This window comes from Microbacterium suaedae, from assembly GCF_003254645.1.
GTDB lineage: Bacteria > Actinomycetota > Actinomycetes > Actinomycetales > Microbacteriaceae > Microbacterium > Microbacterium suaedae.
The window spans coordinates 800002-815276 of the sequence record NZ_PNFD01000001.1; the positions used below are offsets into that span (position 1 = coordinate 800002).

9 protein-coding genes are annotated in these 15275 nt (G+C 68.8%); 1 reads left to right on the top strand and 8 read right to left on the bottom strand.

Features of this window, described 5'->3' with window-relative positions:
• Positions 1-62 precede the first annotated feature (62 nt).
• The 6 genes from C0012_RS03660 to C0012_RS03685 all read right to left on the bottom strand — a co-directional run bounded on the left by C0012_RS03660 (position 63) and on the right by C0012_RS03685 (position 5336).
• Positions 63-1385 (bottom strand): UDP-N-acetylmuramate dehydrogenase, encoded by a 1323-nt coding sequence (locus C0012_RS03660; RefSeq protein ID WP_269777915.1) that lies wholly within the window; start codon positions 1383-1385, stop codon positions 63-65.
• Positions 1382-1807, bottom strand: a complete 426-nt coding sequence (locus C0012_RS03665; protein WP_110589711.1) for a MaoC/PaaZ C-terminal domain-containing protein — start codon at positions 1805-1807, stop codon at positions 1382-1384. Before C0012_RS03665 ends, C0012_RS03660 begins: the two co-directional genes overlap by 4 nt.
• Positions 1807-2259: an FAS1-like dehydratase domain-containing protein gene (locus tag C0012_RS03670; RefSeq protein ID WP_110589710.1), complete on the bottom strand. Its 453-nt coding sequence runs from the start codon at positions 2257-2259 to the stop codon at positions 1807-1809. The genes C0012_RS03665 and C0012_RS03670 overlap by 1 nt, the downstream gene beginning before the upstream one ends.
• Before the next feature lie 253 nt (positions 2260-2512).
• The gene (locus C0012_RS03675) at positions 2513-3382 is read right to left on the bottom strand and encodes a DUF4097 family beta strand repeat-containing protein (RefSeq protein ID WP_110589709.1); all 870 of its coding nucleotides are present in this window, start codon (positions 3380-3382) and stop codon (positions 2513-2515) included.
• Positions 3379-4077, bottom strand: a complete 699-nt coding sequence (locus C0012_RS03680) for a response regulator (RefSeq protein WP_110589708.1) — start codon at positions 4075-4077, stop codon at positions 3379-3381. The genes C0012_RS03675 and C0012_RS03680 overlap by 4 nt, the downstream gene beginning before the upstream one ends.
• A complete protein-coding gene (locus C0012_RS03685) occupies positions 4065-5336 on the bottom strand; it encodes a sensor histidine kinase (protein ID WP_110589707.1) in 1272 nt (423 codons plus the stop codon). The genes C0012_RS03680 and C0012_RS03685 overlap by 13 nt, the downstream gene beginning before the upstream one ends.
• A 179-nt stretch (positions 5337-5515) precedes the next feature.
• On the opposite strand from C0012_RS03685, the gene C0012_RS03690 reads away from it, so the two are divergent.
• Positions 5516-6565 carry a homocysteine S-methyltransferase family protein gene (locus C0012_RS03690; RefSeq protein WP_110589769.1) on the top strand — a complete coding sequence of 350 codons (1050 nt, stop codon included), beginning with the start codon at positions 5516-5518 and terminating at the stop codon, positions 6563-6565.
• 56 nt (positions 6566-6621) lie between these two features.
• Here the strand turns inward: C0012_RS03690 and C0012_RS03695 are convergent, their stop codons facing one another.
• Positions 6622-9216, bottom strand: a complete 2595-nt coding sequence (locus tag C0012_RS03695) for a helix-turn-helix transcriptional regulator (protein WP_162621907.1) — start codon at positions 9214-9216, stop codon at positions 6622-6624.
• Positions 9217-9398: 182 nt separating this feature from the next.
• On the bottom strand, positions 9399-14960 hold the full coding sequence (locus C0012_RS03700) for a CshA/CshB family fibrillar adhesin-related protein (RefSeq protein ID WP_162621906.1): 5562 nt from the start codon (positions 14958-14960) through the stop codon (positions 9399-9401).
• Between the last annotated feature and the right edge of the window lie 315 nt (positions 14961-15275).

Here is a 15275-nt window from a genome sequence, read left to right on the forward strand (position 1 = left end):
TGGGTCGCCAGAAAGTGCTAGTGCCGACAGGGTGCGACTGGCGTTTTGTGGCGACCCATCGGCTAGAGCTCGACGCCGACGAACACTGGCTCGGGGTTCAGCTCGATGCCGTACTCGGCCGCGACGCGGGTGCGGGCGAAGCGGGCCAGCTCCGCGATCTCCTCTGCCGTCGCGCCGCCGCGGTTCGTCAGGGCGAGCGTGTGCTTCGTCGACAGCGTCGCGCGGGATCCGGGCAGCCCGAAGCCCTTGCCGAGCCCCGCGTGCTCGATGAGCCACGCCGCGCTGACCTTCACGAGATGCGACGAGGCGCGCGGCGGGGCGATGGATCCGTCCCACGTATCGAGCGGGATCACCTGCACCTGCTCGATCTCGGGTTCCATCGGCCAGCGCGGGCACTCCGCGGGAAGCCCTCGTGCCAGCTGCTCGTCGATGATCGGGTTGTTGAAGAACGAGCCGGCACTGCGCGTATCGGCGTCGTCCGGGTCGAGCACCATGCCCTTCGAGGCGCGGATCTCGCGCACCGTGTCGCGGATCCACGAAAGCGACGCGTTCCCGGATCCGTCCTCGCCGCCCGCGCGTGCGCCGTCCAGCCCGAGCGCGCTGCGGAGGCGGCGATCGGTGACGGGCCGCGGTTCCGTTCCCACGACCGCCAGATCGAGCGTGAGCCCCATGACGACCGCCGAGCGCTCGGGCTCGGATCCGTAGTGCCGCTTGAGAACGGACGTGCGCGGGCCGAGGCCCAGCTCGGAGGCTGGAACCTCGACGACCTCGGCGGATCCCTCGTCAAGCAGGTCGACCGAGACGAGCGTCTGCACGATCTCCTGACCGTATGCACCGACGTTCTGGATCGGAGCGGCGCCGGCCGTGCCGGGGATCCCGCTCATCGCCTCAACGCCCGCGAGGCCTTCCGCCACTGTCCAGGCGACGAAGGCGTCCCAGTCCTGCCCCGCCTCGACGCGCACCCTCTGGAACCCCTCGGCCGCGCCGCCGACGCGCTCGTATCCCGAGGTGAGGATCCGCACCACTGTGCCGTCGAACGGTTCGTCGCCGACCAGCAGATTGGATCCGCCGCCGAGCACGAACCAGTCGTCGCCCGCGTCCCACACCTCGCCGAGGGCGGCGACGAGCTCGTCGCGCGTCGCGGCGTCGACCATCCGCTCGGGCGCGGCGCCCACGCCCAGCGTCGTGAGATCGGCGAGAGGGACCGCGGCGGTCGACGCCTCGCGCCGAGCCTCCGCCGGAAGTGGGCCCCCTGCAGCCGCTCCGCCCGCCGCTGACGCCTCTCGCCGACTCGCCGACGGCAGTGGCCCGCCGACAGCGGCGTCGCCCGTCGCCGAAGCGTCGGCCCGCGAACTCCCGCCCTCAGGCGCCGCAGCAGCGCTCACGCGGTCGGCTCCGGCAGCACGACGGCCTGCGCCTTCCCGAGCACCTTCTCGTCACCGTGCGTGACGGTCAGATCGATGCGGACGGATCCGTCGTCCTTCACGAGCCCGACGGTCGCGGTGACCGACACATCGGCGCCCGCGTCGGCATCGACGAGCACCGGCTTCGTGAAGCGGACGACGTACGACGCAATGCGCGCGGTGTCGCCGATCCACTCGCCCACGACCGACGAGCCGATCCCCATCGTGAGCATGCCGTGGGCGAGCACGCCTGGCAGGCCCACGCGCGTCGCGACGTCGTCGCGGTAGTGGATCGGGTTGAAGTCGCCCGATGCTCCGGCGTACCGCACGAGCGCATCGCGCGTGAGGTGCACCGTGCGCTCGGCGACGACCTGCCCCTTCTCGAGTCCTGCGAGCGAGACCATCAGGCGTCCTCCTCCGAGCCGATGAGCAGCGTCGAGCTGGCCGTGACCACGTGCGCGCCCTCCGCGTCGGTGATCTCGGTCTCACTCGCGACCATGTGCGCGGTTCCCATCTGGCGCACGCGCGTGACGCGCAGCCGGCCCGTCAGCTCGTCGCCGGCGACGATGGGGCGCGTGTACGTGAACTGCTGATCCGTGTGCAGCGCCCGTTCGAGAACAACGCCCGTCGACGGGTCCTGCAGCAGCTGCTGCAGCGTCAGATCGGCGATCACCATGGCGAAGGTGGGCGGCGCGACGACGTCGTCGTAGCCCTGCGCTCGCGCGGCGTCGACGTCGGTGTGCTGCGGCGCGGTCGCGAACACGGCGCGAGCGAACTCGCGCACCTTCTCGCGGCCGACCAGGTATGCGGGGGTCGGCGGGAACTCTCGCGATGCGAGATCCGGGTCCACGGCCATGGATCTTTCCTCCTTCGTCCGGCGCCTCGCGCGGATCACCATCCGGGTGCCGGACGCGACGAGAGACGCCGCCTCCAGCTTATTCGCGATGCCCGGATCCTTCGCCCGCGGCGGGCCGCGATGCGCCGCCGTCGCGGACGGTGCCGGGCCGGTTCCCCGGGCGATCCCCGAAGCCGCGGACCGATCCGCCCGCCTCCGGTCCGGAGAACGGGCGGATCTCCGGCGTTCGTCGACGGGATCCGCGGGCTCGCCGTCAGTCGGCGATCAGGCGCAGGTTCCCCGCCATGACGGTGCCTTCGACCGTGCGCGACGACGCCCGATCCTCGGCGAGAGTCGAGGTCAGATTCCCGGCTTCCCGGTCGACGCGCACGTCATACGGCACGTCCGGAAGCCGCATCTCGACCGATCCGGCCGTCACGGTGACCGTGACGCCCTCCGGGGGCGTGCCGGAGAACTCGGCTTCGAGGCTGCCCGCCGTCACTTCGACATTCGCCGTGGCGACGCTGTCGAGATCGATGACGCTGCGTCCGGCGGTCATGCGGGCGTCGAGTGCCCCGGCGGATCCTTCGATCTCGATGCGCCCCGCGTCGATGCCGTACGCGATGTCGCCGAAGTCGCCGTCGGCGACGATGCTGCCCGCCGCCACGCGGATGTCGAGGTCGATCCCTTCGAGCGACTCGGGCAGCGTGAGCGTCGCCGTCTGGCGAGCCCCCCAGTCGAACGGGTCGAAGCCGAAGTCGCGCTCCGGCGAGCGCACCGAGATCGCGTCGCCCTCGCGGTCGATCGTCCAGGTGCCGTTGTCGGAGGAGTGCTCGAGCACCGCCTCGTCCGTCCGTCCGAACTCGATCTCGAGCTCGCCCGCGTCGACCTGGGCGACGAGGTCGGTGGCGCCCGCCGCCGACACGGCTGCTTCCCCGGCGGATCCGAGCGTCGTGGCGATCGTGGATCCGACGGTCGTGAAGGCGACGCCGATTCCGGAGAGGATGAGGGCGCCGCCGCCGAGCACGCCGATCGTGATGGCGAGGGCCCGGGTGCCCGAACGCGTCGTCGTGGATTGCGAAGTCGGCTGCGCGGCGGGCTGCTGCTCGGGCGCGGGTGGCGTGGGAGTGGTCGTGCCGGTCATCGTGTCATTCCGTTCTGCTGTGCACCGGGGCCGACAGGTGCCTGCGGCGATGTGGCGTCGATATGGGCGAGCACGGCCAGCACACGGCGATTGCCGTGCTCGTCCTGCTCGAGGTCGAGCTTCTGGAAGATCGACGTGATGTGCTTCTCGACCGCCCCCTCGCTGACGAACAGGAGGCGAGAGATGGCGCCGTTGCTCTTTCCTTCGGCGATGAGCGACAGCACGGCACGCTCGCGCTCCGTGAGCCGGAGCATCTTCTCGTCGCGCGAGCGGCGGGTGAGCAGCTGAGCGACGACCTCGGGATCCAGCACGGTCGCCCCCTGGCGGATCCGCTCGATCGATTCGAGGAAGTCGGTCACGTCGGTCACGCGATCCTTGAGGAGGTATCCGACGGCCCCGCCCGGCTGGGCGATGAGGTCGGACGCGTAACGCTCCTCGACGTACTGCGAGAACACGAGCACGGCGAGGGACGGATCCTGCTGCCGCAGCGCGAGCGCCGCGCGGATCCCTTCGTCGGTGAACGACGGAGGCAGACGCACGTCGACGATCGCGAGATCGGGCTGCAGATCATGCACCTCCTCGAGCACGCGAGACGCGTCGGGCAGGGCGGCGACGACCTCGTGACCGGCATCGGCGAGCAGCCGCACGAGCCCTTCGCGCAGGAGCACCGAGTCTTCGACGATCAGGATGCGCATGGCACGCTCACCTCCAGTGATGTGGGACCCCCGGCGGGGCTGTCGAGGCGGGCGGTGCCGCCGAGCGCCGCGATCCGGTTTCGGACGCCGTCGAGGCCTCCGCCCGGCACGATACGCGCGCCGCCCACGCCATCGTCCTCGACGCGGGCCCAGAGCTGCCCGCCGTCGGGACGGGCGCGCACGACCACGCGACATGCCGTTGCGCGGGAGTGCTTGGCGGCGTTCGTGAGACTCTCCGCGATCGCGAAGTACACGGCCGCTTCGGCGTCGCGCCCCGCGCGCCCGCTCATGCGCACGTCGAGGTGGACGGGGATGTGCGAGCGGCTGGCCACGGCACTGAGCGCAGCGTCGAGGCCGCGGTCGTCGAGCACTGAGGCGTGGATCCCGCGCGCCAGCTGGCGCAGCTCGGTGATCGCGGCCTTCGTCGACGTGTGCGCTTCAGCGACAAGCTGTTTCGCCGCGTCAGGATCGGCGTCGATCTTCTGCTGCGCGAGACCGAGCGTCATGCCGACCGACACGAGTCGAGGCTGTACCCCGTCGTGGAGATCGCGTTCGATGCGGGCGCGCTCGACGTCGCTCGCGCGGATCGCGTCGTGCCGCTGCGTGACCGCGTCGCGCGCCTGAGCCGCCAGCTGAGCCTCACGGATCGGCGCGATGAAGACGCGGGCGAGCACGCCGTGCAGCATCGCGATCCCGACGATCGCGGCGAGCGCGAGGATCGCGGCGATCGCGCCGACGAGCGGCGCCCAGGCCATCTCGAACGACAGGCCCCAGAGTCGGACCGAACCGCCCGGCGCGTAGAGCGGGGCGAAGGCAGTCGCGACGCCCGCCACGAGGAGGGACGCCAGACCGACGACGACCCATCCGAGCACGGTGGCGATCGCGAGATGGGCGATGGCCCGCCACATCGCGCCGTCGACGAACTGCAGCCAGATCGTGTGGAGGAATCCGCCGAAGCCGCGCTTCGGCGAGCGCCGGGCCCGGAGCATCGGCATGCCGAATCCGTAGAGCCCCTCCACGCGCGCCGTCTCGAGGAATCCGGCGCCGTACAGCACGTAGACGAGGGCGATGAGGAGGAGGATCCCGATGCCGAGGAAGGGGAGCGCGAGGATTCCCGAAACGAGAAGCGACCCCATCAGCCCGAACACGGCGATGCCGTAGAAGCCCAGGAATGCCAGGTGTGCGATCGCCCCGATCAGAGCGAGGGACGTCCCTGTGCGGGGCGGCGCCCCGGCCAGAGGCGCGGTAGTCGAAGTCATGCTTCAAAGCTACGGAACGCCGATCCGCCGCACAGCAGGGACGACCGCCGAGCACGAAGGGGGTTATCCCCCGCGCCACCCCGACACACGACGTCACCCAGGAGACATCCGTGGGTTCGACCAACTATCTTGGCACCGACGCGATCCCGATGCCGCGCACGAGCTTCAAGGAGCAGACCATGACTGGTGCCAACGAGCTGACCCGTCGACTCGATGCGGGTCCGGTGATCTGCGCGGAGGGCTTCCTCTTCGAGCTCGAGCGGCGTGGATACCTGACCGCGGGCGAGTTCGTGCCCGAGGTCGCCCTCGAGAACCCCGAGGCCCTGCGCGGTCTGCACGTCGACTTCCAGCGTGCAGGATCAGACATCGTGGAGGCGTTCACCTACAACGGGCACCGCGAGAAGATGCGCGTGATCGGCAAAGAGGATCTGCTCGAACCGCTCAACCGTGCCGCGCTTCGGATCGCGCGCGATGTGGCGGATCAGGTGCCGGGCAACCTCGTCGCCGGGAACATCTCGAACACGAACATCTGGGATCCGAATAGCGCCGCCGCGCAGACGGAGGTGCGCGGCATGTTCGAGGAGATGGTCGGCTGGGCCGTCGAGGAGGGCGCCGACATCATCGTCGCCGAGACCTTCTACTACGCCGGCGAGGCTCTTGCCGCGCTCGAGGTCGCGAAGGCGAGCGGCCTCCCGGTCGTGTCGATGCTCGCCCCGATGGCCGCGAACGAGCTGATGGACGGCGTCGGGATCGTCGACACCGCACAGCAGCTCGAGCAGGCCGGCGCCGATGTCGTGGGGCTCAACTGCTTCCGCGGACCGCAGACGATGATGCCGTGGCTGCGCGAGATCCGCGAGGCCGTCTCGTGCCACGTCGGCGCGCTGCCGGTCCCGTACCGCACGACACCTGAGGAGCCGACCTTCTTCAATCTCTCGGACGTTGCGGCATCCGTGCCGTCGCCGCACGGCCGGACCTTCCCGACGGCGCTCGACCCCCTGTACACAAACCGGTACGAGATCCGCGCCTTCGCGGAGGAGGCCCACGGTCTCGGTGTGAACTTCCTCGGCGTGTGCTGCGGCGCCGCGCCGATCCACATTCGCGAGGTTGCGGAGGCGGTCGGGCTCACTCCCCCGGCCAGTCGGTTCAGCGAGAACATGGCGAACCACTTCATGTACGGCTCGAACGAACGCCTGCCCGAGCACATCAAGGGGCTTGGCGAGAACGCGTGATCATAGGACGCGCGGATCCCTCGGAAATGTGGGGCCGCGCGGGTCCGCCGCACGAGTCAGAACGAGACGCGAAGGTGATCGCCCGGATCCTTCACTGAGTGCGGAAGAAGCCCGAGCTTGTGCGCTCGGAGGAGAGCCGTGGCGCGGTCATGAACGCCGAGCTTCGTGTAGATCGCGGCCGCTTGCTTCTTGACGGTGTTGAGGGAGACGGTGAGGGAGGCGGCGATCTCCGCGAGAGTGTCGTGCTCGACCATCGCGCACAGGATGGTTGTCTCTCTGCTGGTGAGCGTGACCAGTTCTCCGTGCTCGGGATAGACCTGGCGACACGACGCGAGCACGCCCATCACCTCGTCGGAGAGCTCGATGCCGCTCACATCGAGCAGGCTGGTGAGAACGCGCCTGGGCAGGAATGCATACGGGATCAGGATGCCGCTGGCGGCGGAAAGCTGGTGACCTCGGGCGAAGGCCTCGACGGCGGAAGCCTCGTCACCCATGGCCAGGGCGGCAGCAGCCTTGATCATGAACAGGTCCGCGCGGTCTCGCCGGACGACGTGCGGATCCCAGGCATTCATCGCCGCGATGCTGCGGGCGTCGGAGAAGTTGCCGGCGATGAGCGCGAGTCGCGCGCGTTGAACGGCGAGAGTGACATCGTGCGGATCGACGTCGCGCAGGTGCCGCTCGACGCGATTGAGCTCGCCGAGGGCGAGAAACAGCTCGGCGAACGTGCGGTCCAGTGCCAGCTGATCGCGACTGCCGGGGCGGGTGAACCCCTCGTGCAGAACGGCGACGTTGCTGGTTTCGGCTGCGGCCGCGACGGGGTCTCCGAATAGCAGCGCATACCGGGCGCGCGCCCAGGTCAGGTACCCCCATTCTTCGAAGGAGTCGGTTCCATCCCCGACGAGGGCGAGGAAATCGGCGGCGGTCGGGTCGAGGCGGTCCAAGCGGAGCAGTGCCTCGGCGAGGTGAGCGGGGGCCGCGATCGCGTGGTGGAGCCACTGGTGTGAGGTGTCGATGCCGCGGTGGGTGGCGAGATCATCGCGTGCCTCGTGGGTGTGCCCGACGATGGCATTCATCATGGCGCGCTGCGCGGCGACAGTCGACACGATGAAGTCGGCCCCGGCCGTGCGCGCCGTGTTCATGGCTCGTGCGAGCAGATTCATGGAGGACGAGCAGTCGCCTGCGGCCAAGGCCGAAAGCGCCCACTGCAGTTCGAACCACGCGCGCGTGGTGCCGGTGGCCGAGTTCACCGTGCTCATTCCGAGGACTTCGACGGCATGCTGCTGAGCGCGAGCGACGGCGGCCGCCGGGTCACCCGTGATGCGATCCGCGATGATCTGAGAAGTGACGGCCATCGTGTCGTGCGCGGCGTCCGACCGCCGCTCGTCGGAAGCCAGATCCAGCGCCCACCCGGCATCCGCATAGCTGCGAACGAGCGCGGCGCGCTCCGCGTGGGTGCACTGGTGACGAAGAGACGCGACGACGGATGCGGCGACGGCCAGCGCCGGAAACTCGGCGAGCACGGCGTCGGGCAGATCGTCATAGGCGGCGCACACGTCGTCGGCGTGATCGATGGCCAGACGCAGGCCGTGGGTGATCCACATGCGCTCCAGCAGTGCCCAGTGATCGCACGCGCGGGCGTGCCGGATGATCCGCCCGCCCTGCCCCTGCTCCTCCTCCGTCGGCAGGGAGTCGGCGATGACGCGGTGAGTGTGCCGGGCGAGGTCGGGGAACTGCGCCGTGAAGGTCTCGGTGAGTACGTCGGCGATCAGAACCGGAAAGCGCCAGGCGTCCGTTCCATGCGGGAGGAGAACCCGGTCGAGCAGTCCGTGGCGTTCGAACGACGCCAGGATCGCGGCCGGTCGGTGCCCGGCGAGAAGGCCGGGGGTGTGCGGGTCGTCCAGGAAGAGCGCCTGCGCGAGAGCCTCGGTGACCTCGCCCGCGACGGCGAGAGTCATCGCACCCATCAGGAACGCCTCATCGGTGATCCTCGGCAGGAGGTGATCGCGCAGGAAGCGGCTCGCGGCGAGATAGCCTCCCTCGTCGTGGTCTGGATCGTCGCGGTCCAGCGCGATGCGTAGCGGCGCGAGCCAACCGCCGACTCGATCCGAAAGCTCTCGCAGTCGCTCGGGGGAATGCTCATGGCCCCACGCGCGAGCGAACGCGGTCAGCTCATCAGCGGCGGCGTTCAGATCGCGTCCCGTGAGCACGGTGAGCGCGATGCCTCGATTCTGCGCAAGCCGTTTGATGGGATGCACGACGCGGGTGCACACGACCAGGTACAGGCTGGCATGCCGCACCACCAGCTCGCAGAGGGCCTCAGCGACCGTCTCGTCGTGGATGCGATGGGCCTCGTTGATGACGACGATGAGGCGACGGTCATCCATCGTGCCGAGCAGCGCGCCGACAGTATCGGGCAAGGCTGCACAATCGGGCAGATCCGCCGCGTTGATCCAGGCGACCGTGTCGCCGCTGGCCTCGCGCTTCCGAGCCCAGTCCGCGACAAGGGTCGTCTTGCCGGTTCCTGGAAGCCCGCGGACGACAGTCAGCGGCAGGAGCGCGTCAAGGCGTTGAAGAAGCCGGTGCCGGTGGACGACGGTGCCGGGTGGACGCGGGATCGCCATATTCCCCAGTTTCGCCGATGCGTCGGGCATGGGGCCCTCGCCTTCCCAGGAGTCTGCAGTGAAATGAAGAGGGTCCCGACCCCGCCAGCCCTCGAGGGGAGAGAGACTGGTCGGAGCCGGGACGTTGTGAGGTTCACGCGGCATTCACGTGCCACGGGCGTGAACCGTGCCGTCGGAGCTCGCACTCATTGCGAGCGCCCGACGGAGGTCGCTCAGATCAGATCATCATCGGATGTCTCCTGACCGGCAGTTCTCACGGCTGCCTTGCGGCGCCGCACGAACAGGACCATTCCGCCTCCGGCGCCCAGCAGGAGCAGCGCAGCCAGCATCACGACTCCGGTGATCTCCACCCCCGTGGACGGCAGGTCCGCCGGCGGTTCGGGCACCCGGTGCGTGGTGCACAGAGGGGATCCCTCGACGCAGGCCGGTTCTTCACCGGTGATGGCGACGACGTTGCTGATCGTGCGATCGCCCTGTTCGTCAAAGGCATTGACCGTGACGGTGTAGGTGACGGTGTAAACCGCGCCCGTGGGCACCGTGCCGGTCATCCGCATCTTCCCGTCGTCCAGCTCAGCCGCGAGATCCTCGTCCGAGACCGTGGGCCCGGCCGTGAGGGTGGCATCGTCGAGCACGTCGGCCATGTGGTCGGTGTAGTCGACGGCGACGGGATCGGCGTCCGGGTTGGCGGAACGGTTCGTGAAGGTGACCGTGTAGGTGATCTCGTCTCCCGGTTCGACGGTCGAACCGGACTCCGGGTCGCTGGACTTCTCCACCGCCACATCGGAGACGTGGTTGACGGTGCAGTCTGCTCGCTCCGGGTCTGCCGGCACACACGCCTCCGGCGGATTCTCTCCGTTCGGAACGAGGAAGTTGCCCAATCGGTCATCACCGCGCTGCCCGTCCGGATTGACGGTCACCTCGTACGCCACGGTGGCCTGCTCGCCGGCGGCGAGTTCTCCGGTGATCGTGAACCGCCCATCGGTGATCTCGGTGACGGACAGTGCGTCGCTGGATGCGGCGGGCTGCGCCGTCACATCGGCGTCGTCGAGCACCTGCGTGAGGACGTCGTCCCTGTTCACGGTGACGGGCGCGTTGCCGGAGTTGGTGAAGTGCAGCGTGTACGTCGCCGTCTCGCCCGGACGCAGCGTGGATCCGGTGGCCGGGTCGACGCTCTTCCAATCGTCCAGCTCGCCGATCGGATGCTCGGTGCATCGTCCCGGTTCACAACTCGCAGGCGGTTCTTCGCCGGTCCTGGCAACCAGGTTGCGGAGCTGATTGTCCCCGCGCTCGCCGTCCGGCCGGACCGTCACGGTATAGGTGACTGTGACGAGCTGTTCCGGCTCGAGTGTTCCGGTGACCCGCACTTCGCCATTCGCGCCGTCAGTCGCCAGCAGCGCCGGGTCACTGCTCACCGGTGCCCCTGTCAGCTCGGCGTCGTCGAGGACGGCGGCGAGGTCGTCGGTGAAGTCCACAGCACCCGCTGCCTCGCCGGTATTGGTGAAGGTCAGCGTGTAGGCGACCTCCTGGCCTGCCTGCAGCCCCGTTCCCGGCTCCGGATCGGACGACTTGACCACGTCGACCAACGGCAGGGCTGTCGACGTGCAGCTTCCGTCATCGTCCGTGCACTCGGTGGGCGGAGTCTCCCCCGTAGGGATCAGGAAGTTGTCGGCAAGGTTGTTGCCCCGATCGGTGATCTCCTTGATCGTCACCTGGTAGGCAACCGTCACCGTCTGGCCCGCCGCGAGCTCACCGGTGATCCGGAAGGCTCCATCCGTCACCTCGGATGCCGTCAGCGCATCGTCCGATGCCGTCGGCGCCGCAGTGAGGTCGGCGTCGTCCAGGACGTCGGTGAGGACGTCGGTGTGGTCGACTGCCGAGGGGCCCTTGCCCTGGTTGTCGAACGTCAGGGTGTAGGTGAGCACCGTGCCCACGTCGACCGGATCCGTGTCGGCGGATACCGTCTTGCCGACCAGCAGTCGCCCGATCGGGGTGATCGTGCAGTCGGGTTGTTCCACGTCGCCGGGCTGGCACACCGGCTCCTCCGGCGGCGCCGGCGGATCTTCGGGGTCGTTCGGCAAGAGGAAGTTCGCCGCGAGGTCGTCCCCGCGCTCACCGTCGGCGCGAGCGGTGACCTGATAGGTGACCTCGTAGGTCTCCCCGACCGGCACCTCGCCGGAGACCGTGATCCTGTTGCCGTCCCGGTCGACCGTGAGGCCGTCCTCGCTAACCGGCTCGGCGGTCACGTCGGCGTCGTCCGTCACATGGTCCAGCAGATCCACGTGACGGACCTGCGCAGGCGCCTCTCCGACGCTGTCGAAGTACAGCGTGTAGGTCAGAACCGTTCCGGCCATCACAGGCACCGAATCGGCGTCGACGGACTTCCAGGAGACCAGCTCGGGGATCGGATGCTGCGTGCAGGAGACCCCGTCATCCCCGCACTCGGGGTCGGTATCGCCAGAGCGTGCGAGCACGTTCCCGAGACGATTATTCTCTCGCTCGGCGTCCGGTTTCACCGTGACCGTGTAGGTCACGGTGACCACCTGATCCGGGACGAGCGTCCCCGTCACCCGCAGGACGTCTCCGTCCTGCGCCACGGTCAGGGCGTCATCCGACGCGACCGGGGCGGCGGTGAGGGTGGCGTCGTCGAGGACGTCGGCCAGATCGTCGACATGATCCACGGCGCCCGCTGCCTTGCCCGTGTTGGCGAAGGTCAGCGTGTAGGTGACCTCCTGCCCCGGGGTGACGGCCGTGCCGGACTCGGGATCGGACGACTTCGCAGCCTCGATCAGCGGGATCGGGGTGGTGGTGCACTCCGGCGTTCCCGAAGAAGCGGCGGCATCGCGTCGAGGATCCGCGTCGCGCGCGGAAGTCGGCGAAGCCGTGTAAGGGACACACACCTCGGGCGGCGTCTCGCCCGGAGAAACGAGGAAGTTGTCCGCCGAATTGTCGCCACGCTCACTGTCGGGCTTCACCGTCACCTCGTAGGTGATGCTCGCTATCTCCCCGCTCGGCAGTTCGCCACCGATCTGGAATCGACCGTCGACCACATCGCTCACCGTCACGCTGTCCGTGTCAGAGACGGGCGCGCTGCTCAGTTCGGCGTCGTCGAGCACGCCGGTCAGGACGTCCTCCCGCGAGACGGTCGCCGTCGCCTCGCCGGTGCTGATCACGACGACCTCGTAGGTCAGCACGGTGCCTGCGACTACCGGATCGCTGGATGCAGTCACCCATTTGACGTAGGCGAGCTCGGCGATCGGCGTGCTCGTGCAGTCTGGGAACTGGTCGTCGACCGGCTCACAGACCGGCTCCTCGGGCGTCGACGGCGGATTCTCCGGGTCGTTCCTGAGCAGGAAGTTCGCCGCGATGTCGTCGCCGCGTTCGCCGTCCGGCCTCACCGTCACCTGGTAGCTGACCTCGTAGGTCTCGCCCACGGGCACGCTTCCCGTGACCGCGATCCGGTTCCCGTCCCGCGTCGCGGTCAGACCGTCCTCGCTGCTGGGTTCGACGGTGACGTCGGCATCATCGGTCACGTGGGTGAGGTCGTCGATGTGATCCACCGTGGCGGCGGCCTCGCCGTCGTTGGCGAAGAACAGCGTGTAGGTCAGCTCGCTGCCCGCCACGGCCGGCTCGTCGCTCGAGACGACTTCCTTCCACGTCGTCAGGCCCGCGCCAGGAATGTCCACGCCGTCGCACGACGCCGCGCCCGGCGCCGTCTCGGACTCCGGGATGCAGGCCAGATTGCGCAGATGCCGGTTGCCTTCTGCCGTGTAGGTCACGCTGTAGGTGATCTCGGCCGACTCATTCGCTCCGAGAGCGCCCTCCCACGAGAGGATCGGCTCGTGATAGGTCACCTCGCCGACCGTCGCCGTCGCGTCGTCCTCGTAGTCCGCCGCATCGAGCACGTCCATCAGGTCATCGGTGAACGTCGCCGGGGCATCCGCTGTGTAGGCGCCCGGCCCCTCGTTCGTGACGGTGATCGTGTACTGCGCGCGCTCACCGACAGCGGGCAGCTCGGTGCGATCCGCGGTCTTCGTAATGCTCAGACGCGGCAGCAGATACTCGTGGTTCGCACACGGTTCACCGGTGACCGAGTCCACTCCCCCCTGCGCAGGATCGCACGTCGGCGGCTCCGGGTTCTCGGGATCCTCCGGTTCCCAGGCGACGTTGCGGACGGCGCCGTCTCCGGCTGAGCCAAGAGTGACGGTGTAGCTCAGCTCGACGCTGTCTCCGTCGGGCAGCGCACCGGTCCACGACAGCAGCGGCTCCGCATAGGCGACCGCGCCGGAGGCCGTGGCCGACGCATCGCCGTTGTATTCCGCGTCGTCCAACACCCCGGACAGGTCGTCGAAAACCACGGCCGGATAGTCGCTCGTGTAGTCCGCCCCGCTGTTGTTCGTCGCCGTCACCGTGTAGGAGATCGTGTCGCCGGGGCGGGCGTTCTCGGTCGCGTCCGACGTCTTGGCGATGTCCAGGACCGGCAGCCGGACGGACAGGGCGTGATCCTCGACCTCACCCGACGTCGTGATGCCGACGGGAGAGGCGACATCGGCTTCACCCTCGGCGATCCGCAGGCGCAGGAACGAAGCTCCCTCGACCGTGTCCGCGGGGATCGTCCAGTCGAGATCGACGCTGCCGCCCGCGCACTCGACGGCATCGGAACGCTCGCCGTCGTCAAAGACGCCGTTGCCATTCCAGTCGATCCACCCCGCCACGAAACCGGGACCAGTGCACGCCACTTCGGGAAGCGTGTACGTCAGTCCGGGCGTGACCGCGATCTGCCCGATCGGGCCGACCGCGTCTTCGTCGGCGGATCCATCCTCGTCGTCGCCCTTCGCGTCGACGCTGAACAGAGCAGCAGGTTCGGAGTCGATGAGATCGCCCAGCCGTGTCTGCGGAGCGGAGGGGGTGGCGAGGACGAAGTTCTCGGTCGACACCTCGGTGCGCCCTGTCGTGACCAATCCGTCCTGCCACGTGGGCTCGAAGATCGCGGCCGCTTCGCCGTAGCTCTCCGGGGCATCACCGAAGTCGACGTCCAGGACGACGCCGAGCGCGATCGCGCTTCGACCGCCACCCTTGACGACCACGCTCGCGCTGGTCGCGCCCTCCATGAACCCGACCGCCATCGGCCCCTGGCCTCCGACCATGTCGTAGTAGCACTCCCGCGTGTCGGGCCGGAACGTCATCGTCCCGTCGTCCACGATCTCCGCGGTCGTGAGCCGCTCGCAGCTCGGTGTGCGGTATCGGTCGATGATCCGCCATGTCGCGTCCTGGTGCGGGCGCGCGGAGACGAACTCGGTACGGTCCGGATTGTCATTGTGGTTGCTCGACTCTGCATCCGCGATCACGAGCCCCTGGATCGGCACCGAGACTCCGTCGAGCGTGACGTCGCACGAGAAGTCGAAGGAGACCCGCTGGCCCGCGTTCCGGTTCGCCACGGCCTGGACGAGCTCGTTTCCGGGCCCGCCGGATCCGACGTGGTAGAGGTTGTCGAGGCCATCGCCATCCCACGCACCACTGCGATACGCCTGCACGTCCCCCGCGACGTTTGTCGCGACGCAGGTCGTGGTCAGCTCCTGACCCGCGATCTCACGGGTGCTCGTGGCCGTGGTTCCGTTGGTGATCCCGTCACCATGGCCGCCCCACTCGATCCAGTCGATCGAGCCGTGGTACAGCCCCTCCCCGCCGGACGCGTACGCCGCCTGGGCGGGTGCCGCCGTCAACAAGGAGGACGCCGCGACGAGAACTCCCGCGACGATCGCCAGGACGCTCGTCATCGCTGTTGCGCGCTTCAGGACTGGTCGCCGATGGCCATCCCCTGACGGGCGAGTGTGTGCGTCGGCGTGCCGACGCGGACTGCGGTGTTTCAAGAGGGCTCTCCCCATTCATGCGATCAAGGAACGACGGCGCGGAGCAGCCGCGCACAAGACCGCACGTAGGTCCCTCATGACGCGCAGATTCACGACAGGGCAAGGGAGAGGGCCCGGGCGGTCTGCTTCTCTTCTTACGCGACGAAAGCGTCCAGAATGGGTTGAAGTTCGCCCGAACAGACGATATGGTACGCGATTTGGTACGCGGCGACGTACGCGGCA

Bases quoted from the DNA above. Each gene is read 5' to 3' on its own strand.
- C0012_RS03685 (WP_110589707.1), bottom strand. From the start codon at position 5,336: ATGACTTCGACTACCGCGCCTCTGGCCGGGGCGCCGCCCCGCACAGGG.
- C0012_RS03670 (WP_110589710.1), bottom strand. From the start codon at position 2,259: ATGGCCGTGGACCCGGATCTCGCATCGCGAGAGTTCCCGCCGACCCCC.
- C0012_RS03700 (WP_162621906.1), bottom strand. From the start codon at position 14,960: ATGACGAGCGTCCTGGCGATCGTCGCGGGAGTTCTCGTCGCGGCGTCC.
- C0012_RS03675 (WP_110589709.1), bottom strand. From the start codon at position 3,382: ATGACCGGCACGACCACTCCCACGCCACCCGCGCCCGAGCAGCAGCCC.
- C0012_RS03695 (WP_162621907.1), bottom strand. From the start codon at position 9,216: ATGCCCGACGCATCGGCGAAACTGGGGAATATGGCGATCCCGCGTCCA.
- C0012_RS03690 (WP_110589769.1), top strand. From the start codon at position 5,516: ATGACTGGTGCCAACGAGCTGACCCGTCGACTCGATGCGGGTCCGGTG.
- C0012_RS03680 (WP_110589708.1), bottom strand. From the start codon at position 4,077: ATGCGCATCCTGATCGTCGAAGACTCGGTGCTCCTGCGCGAAGGGCTC.
- C0012_RS03665 (WP_110589711.1), bottom strand. From the start codon at position 1,807: ATGGTCTCGCTCGCAGGACTCGAGAAGGGGCAGGTCGTCGCCGAGCGC.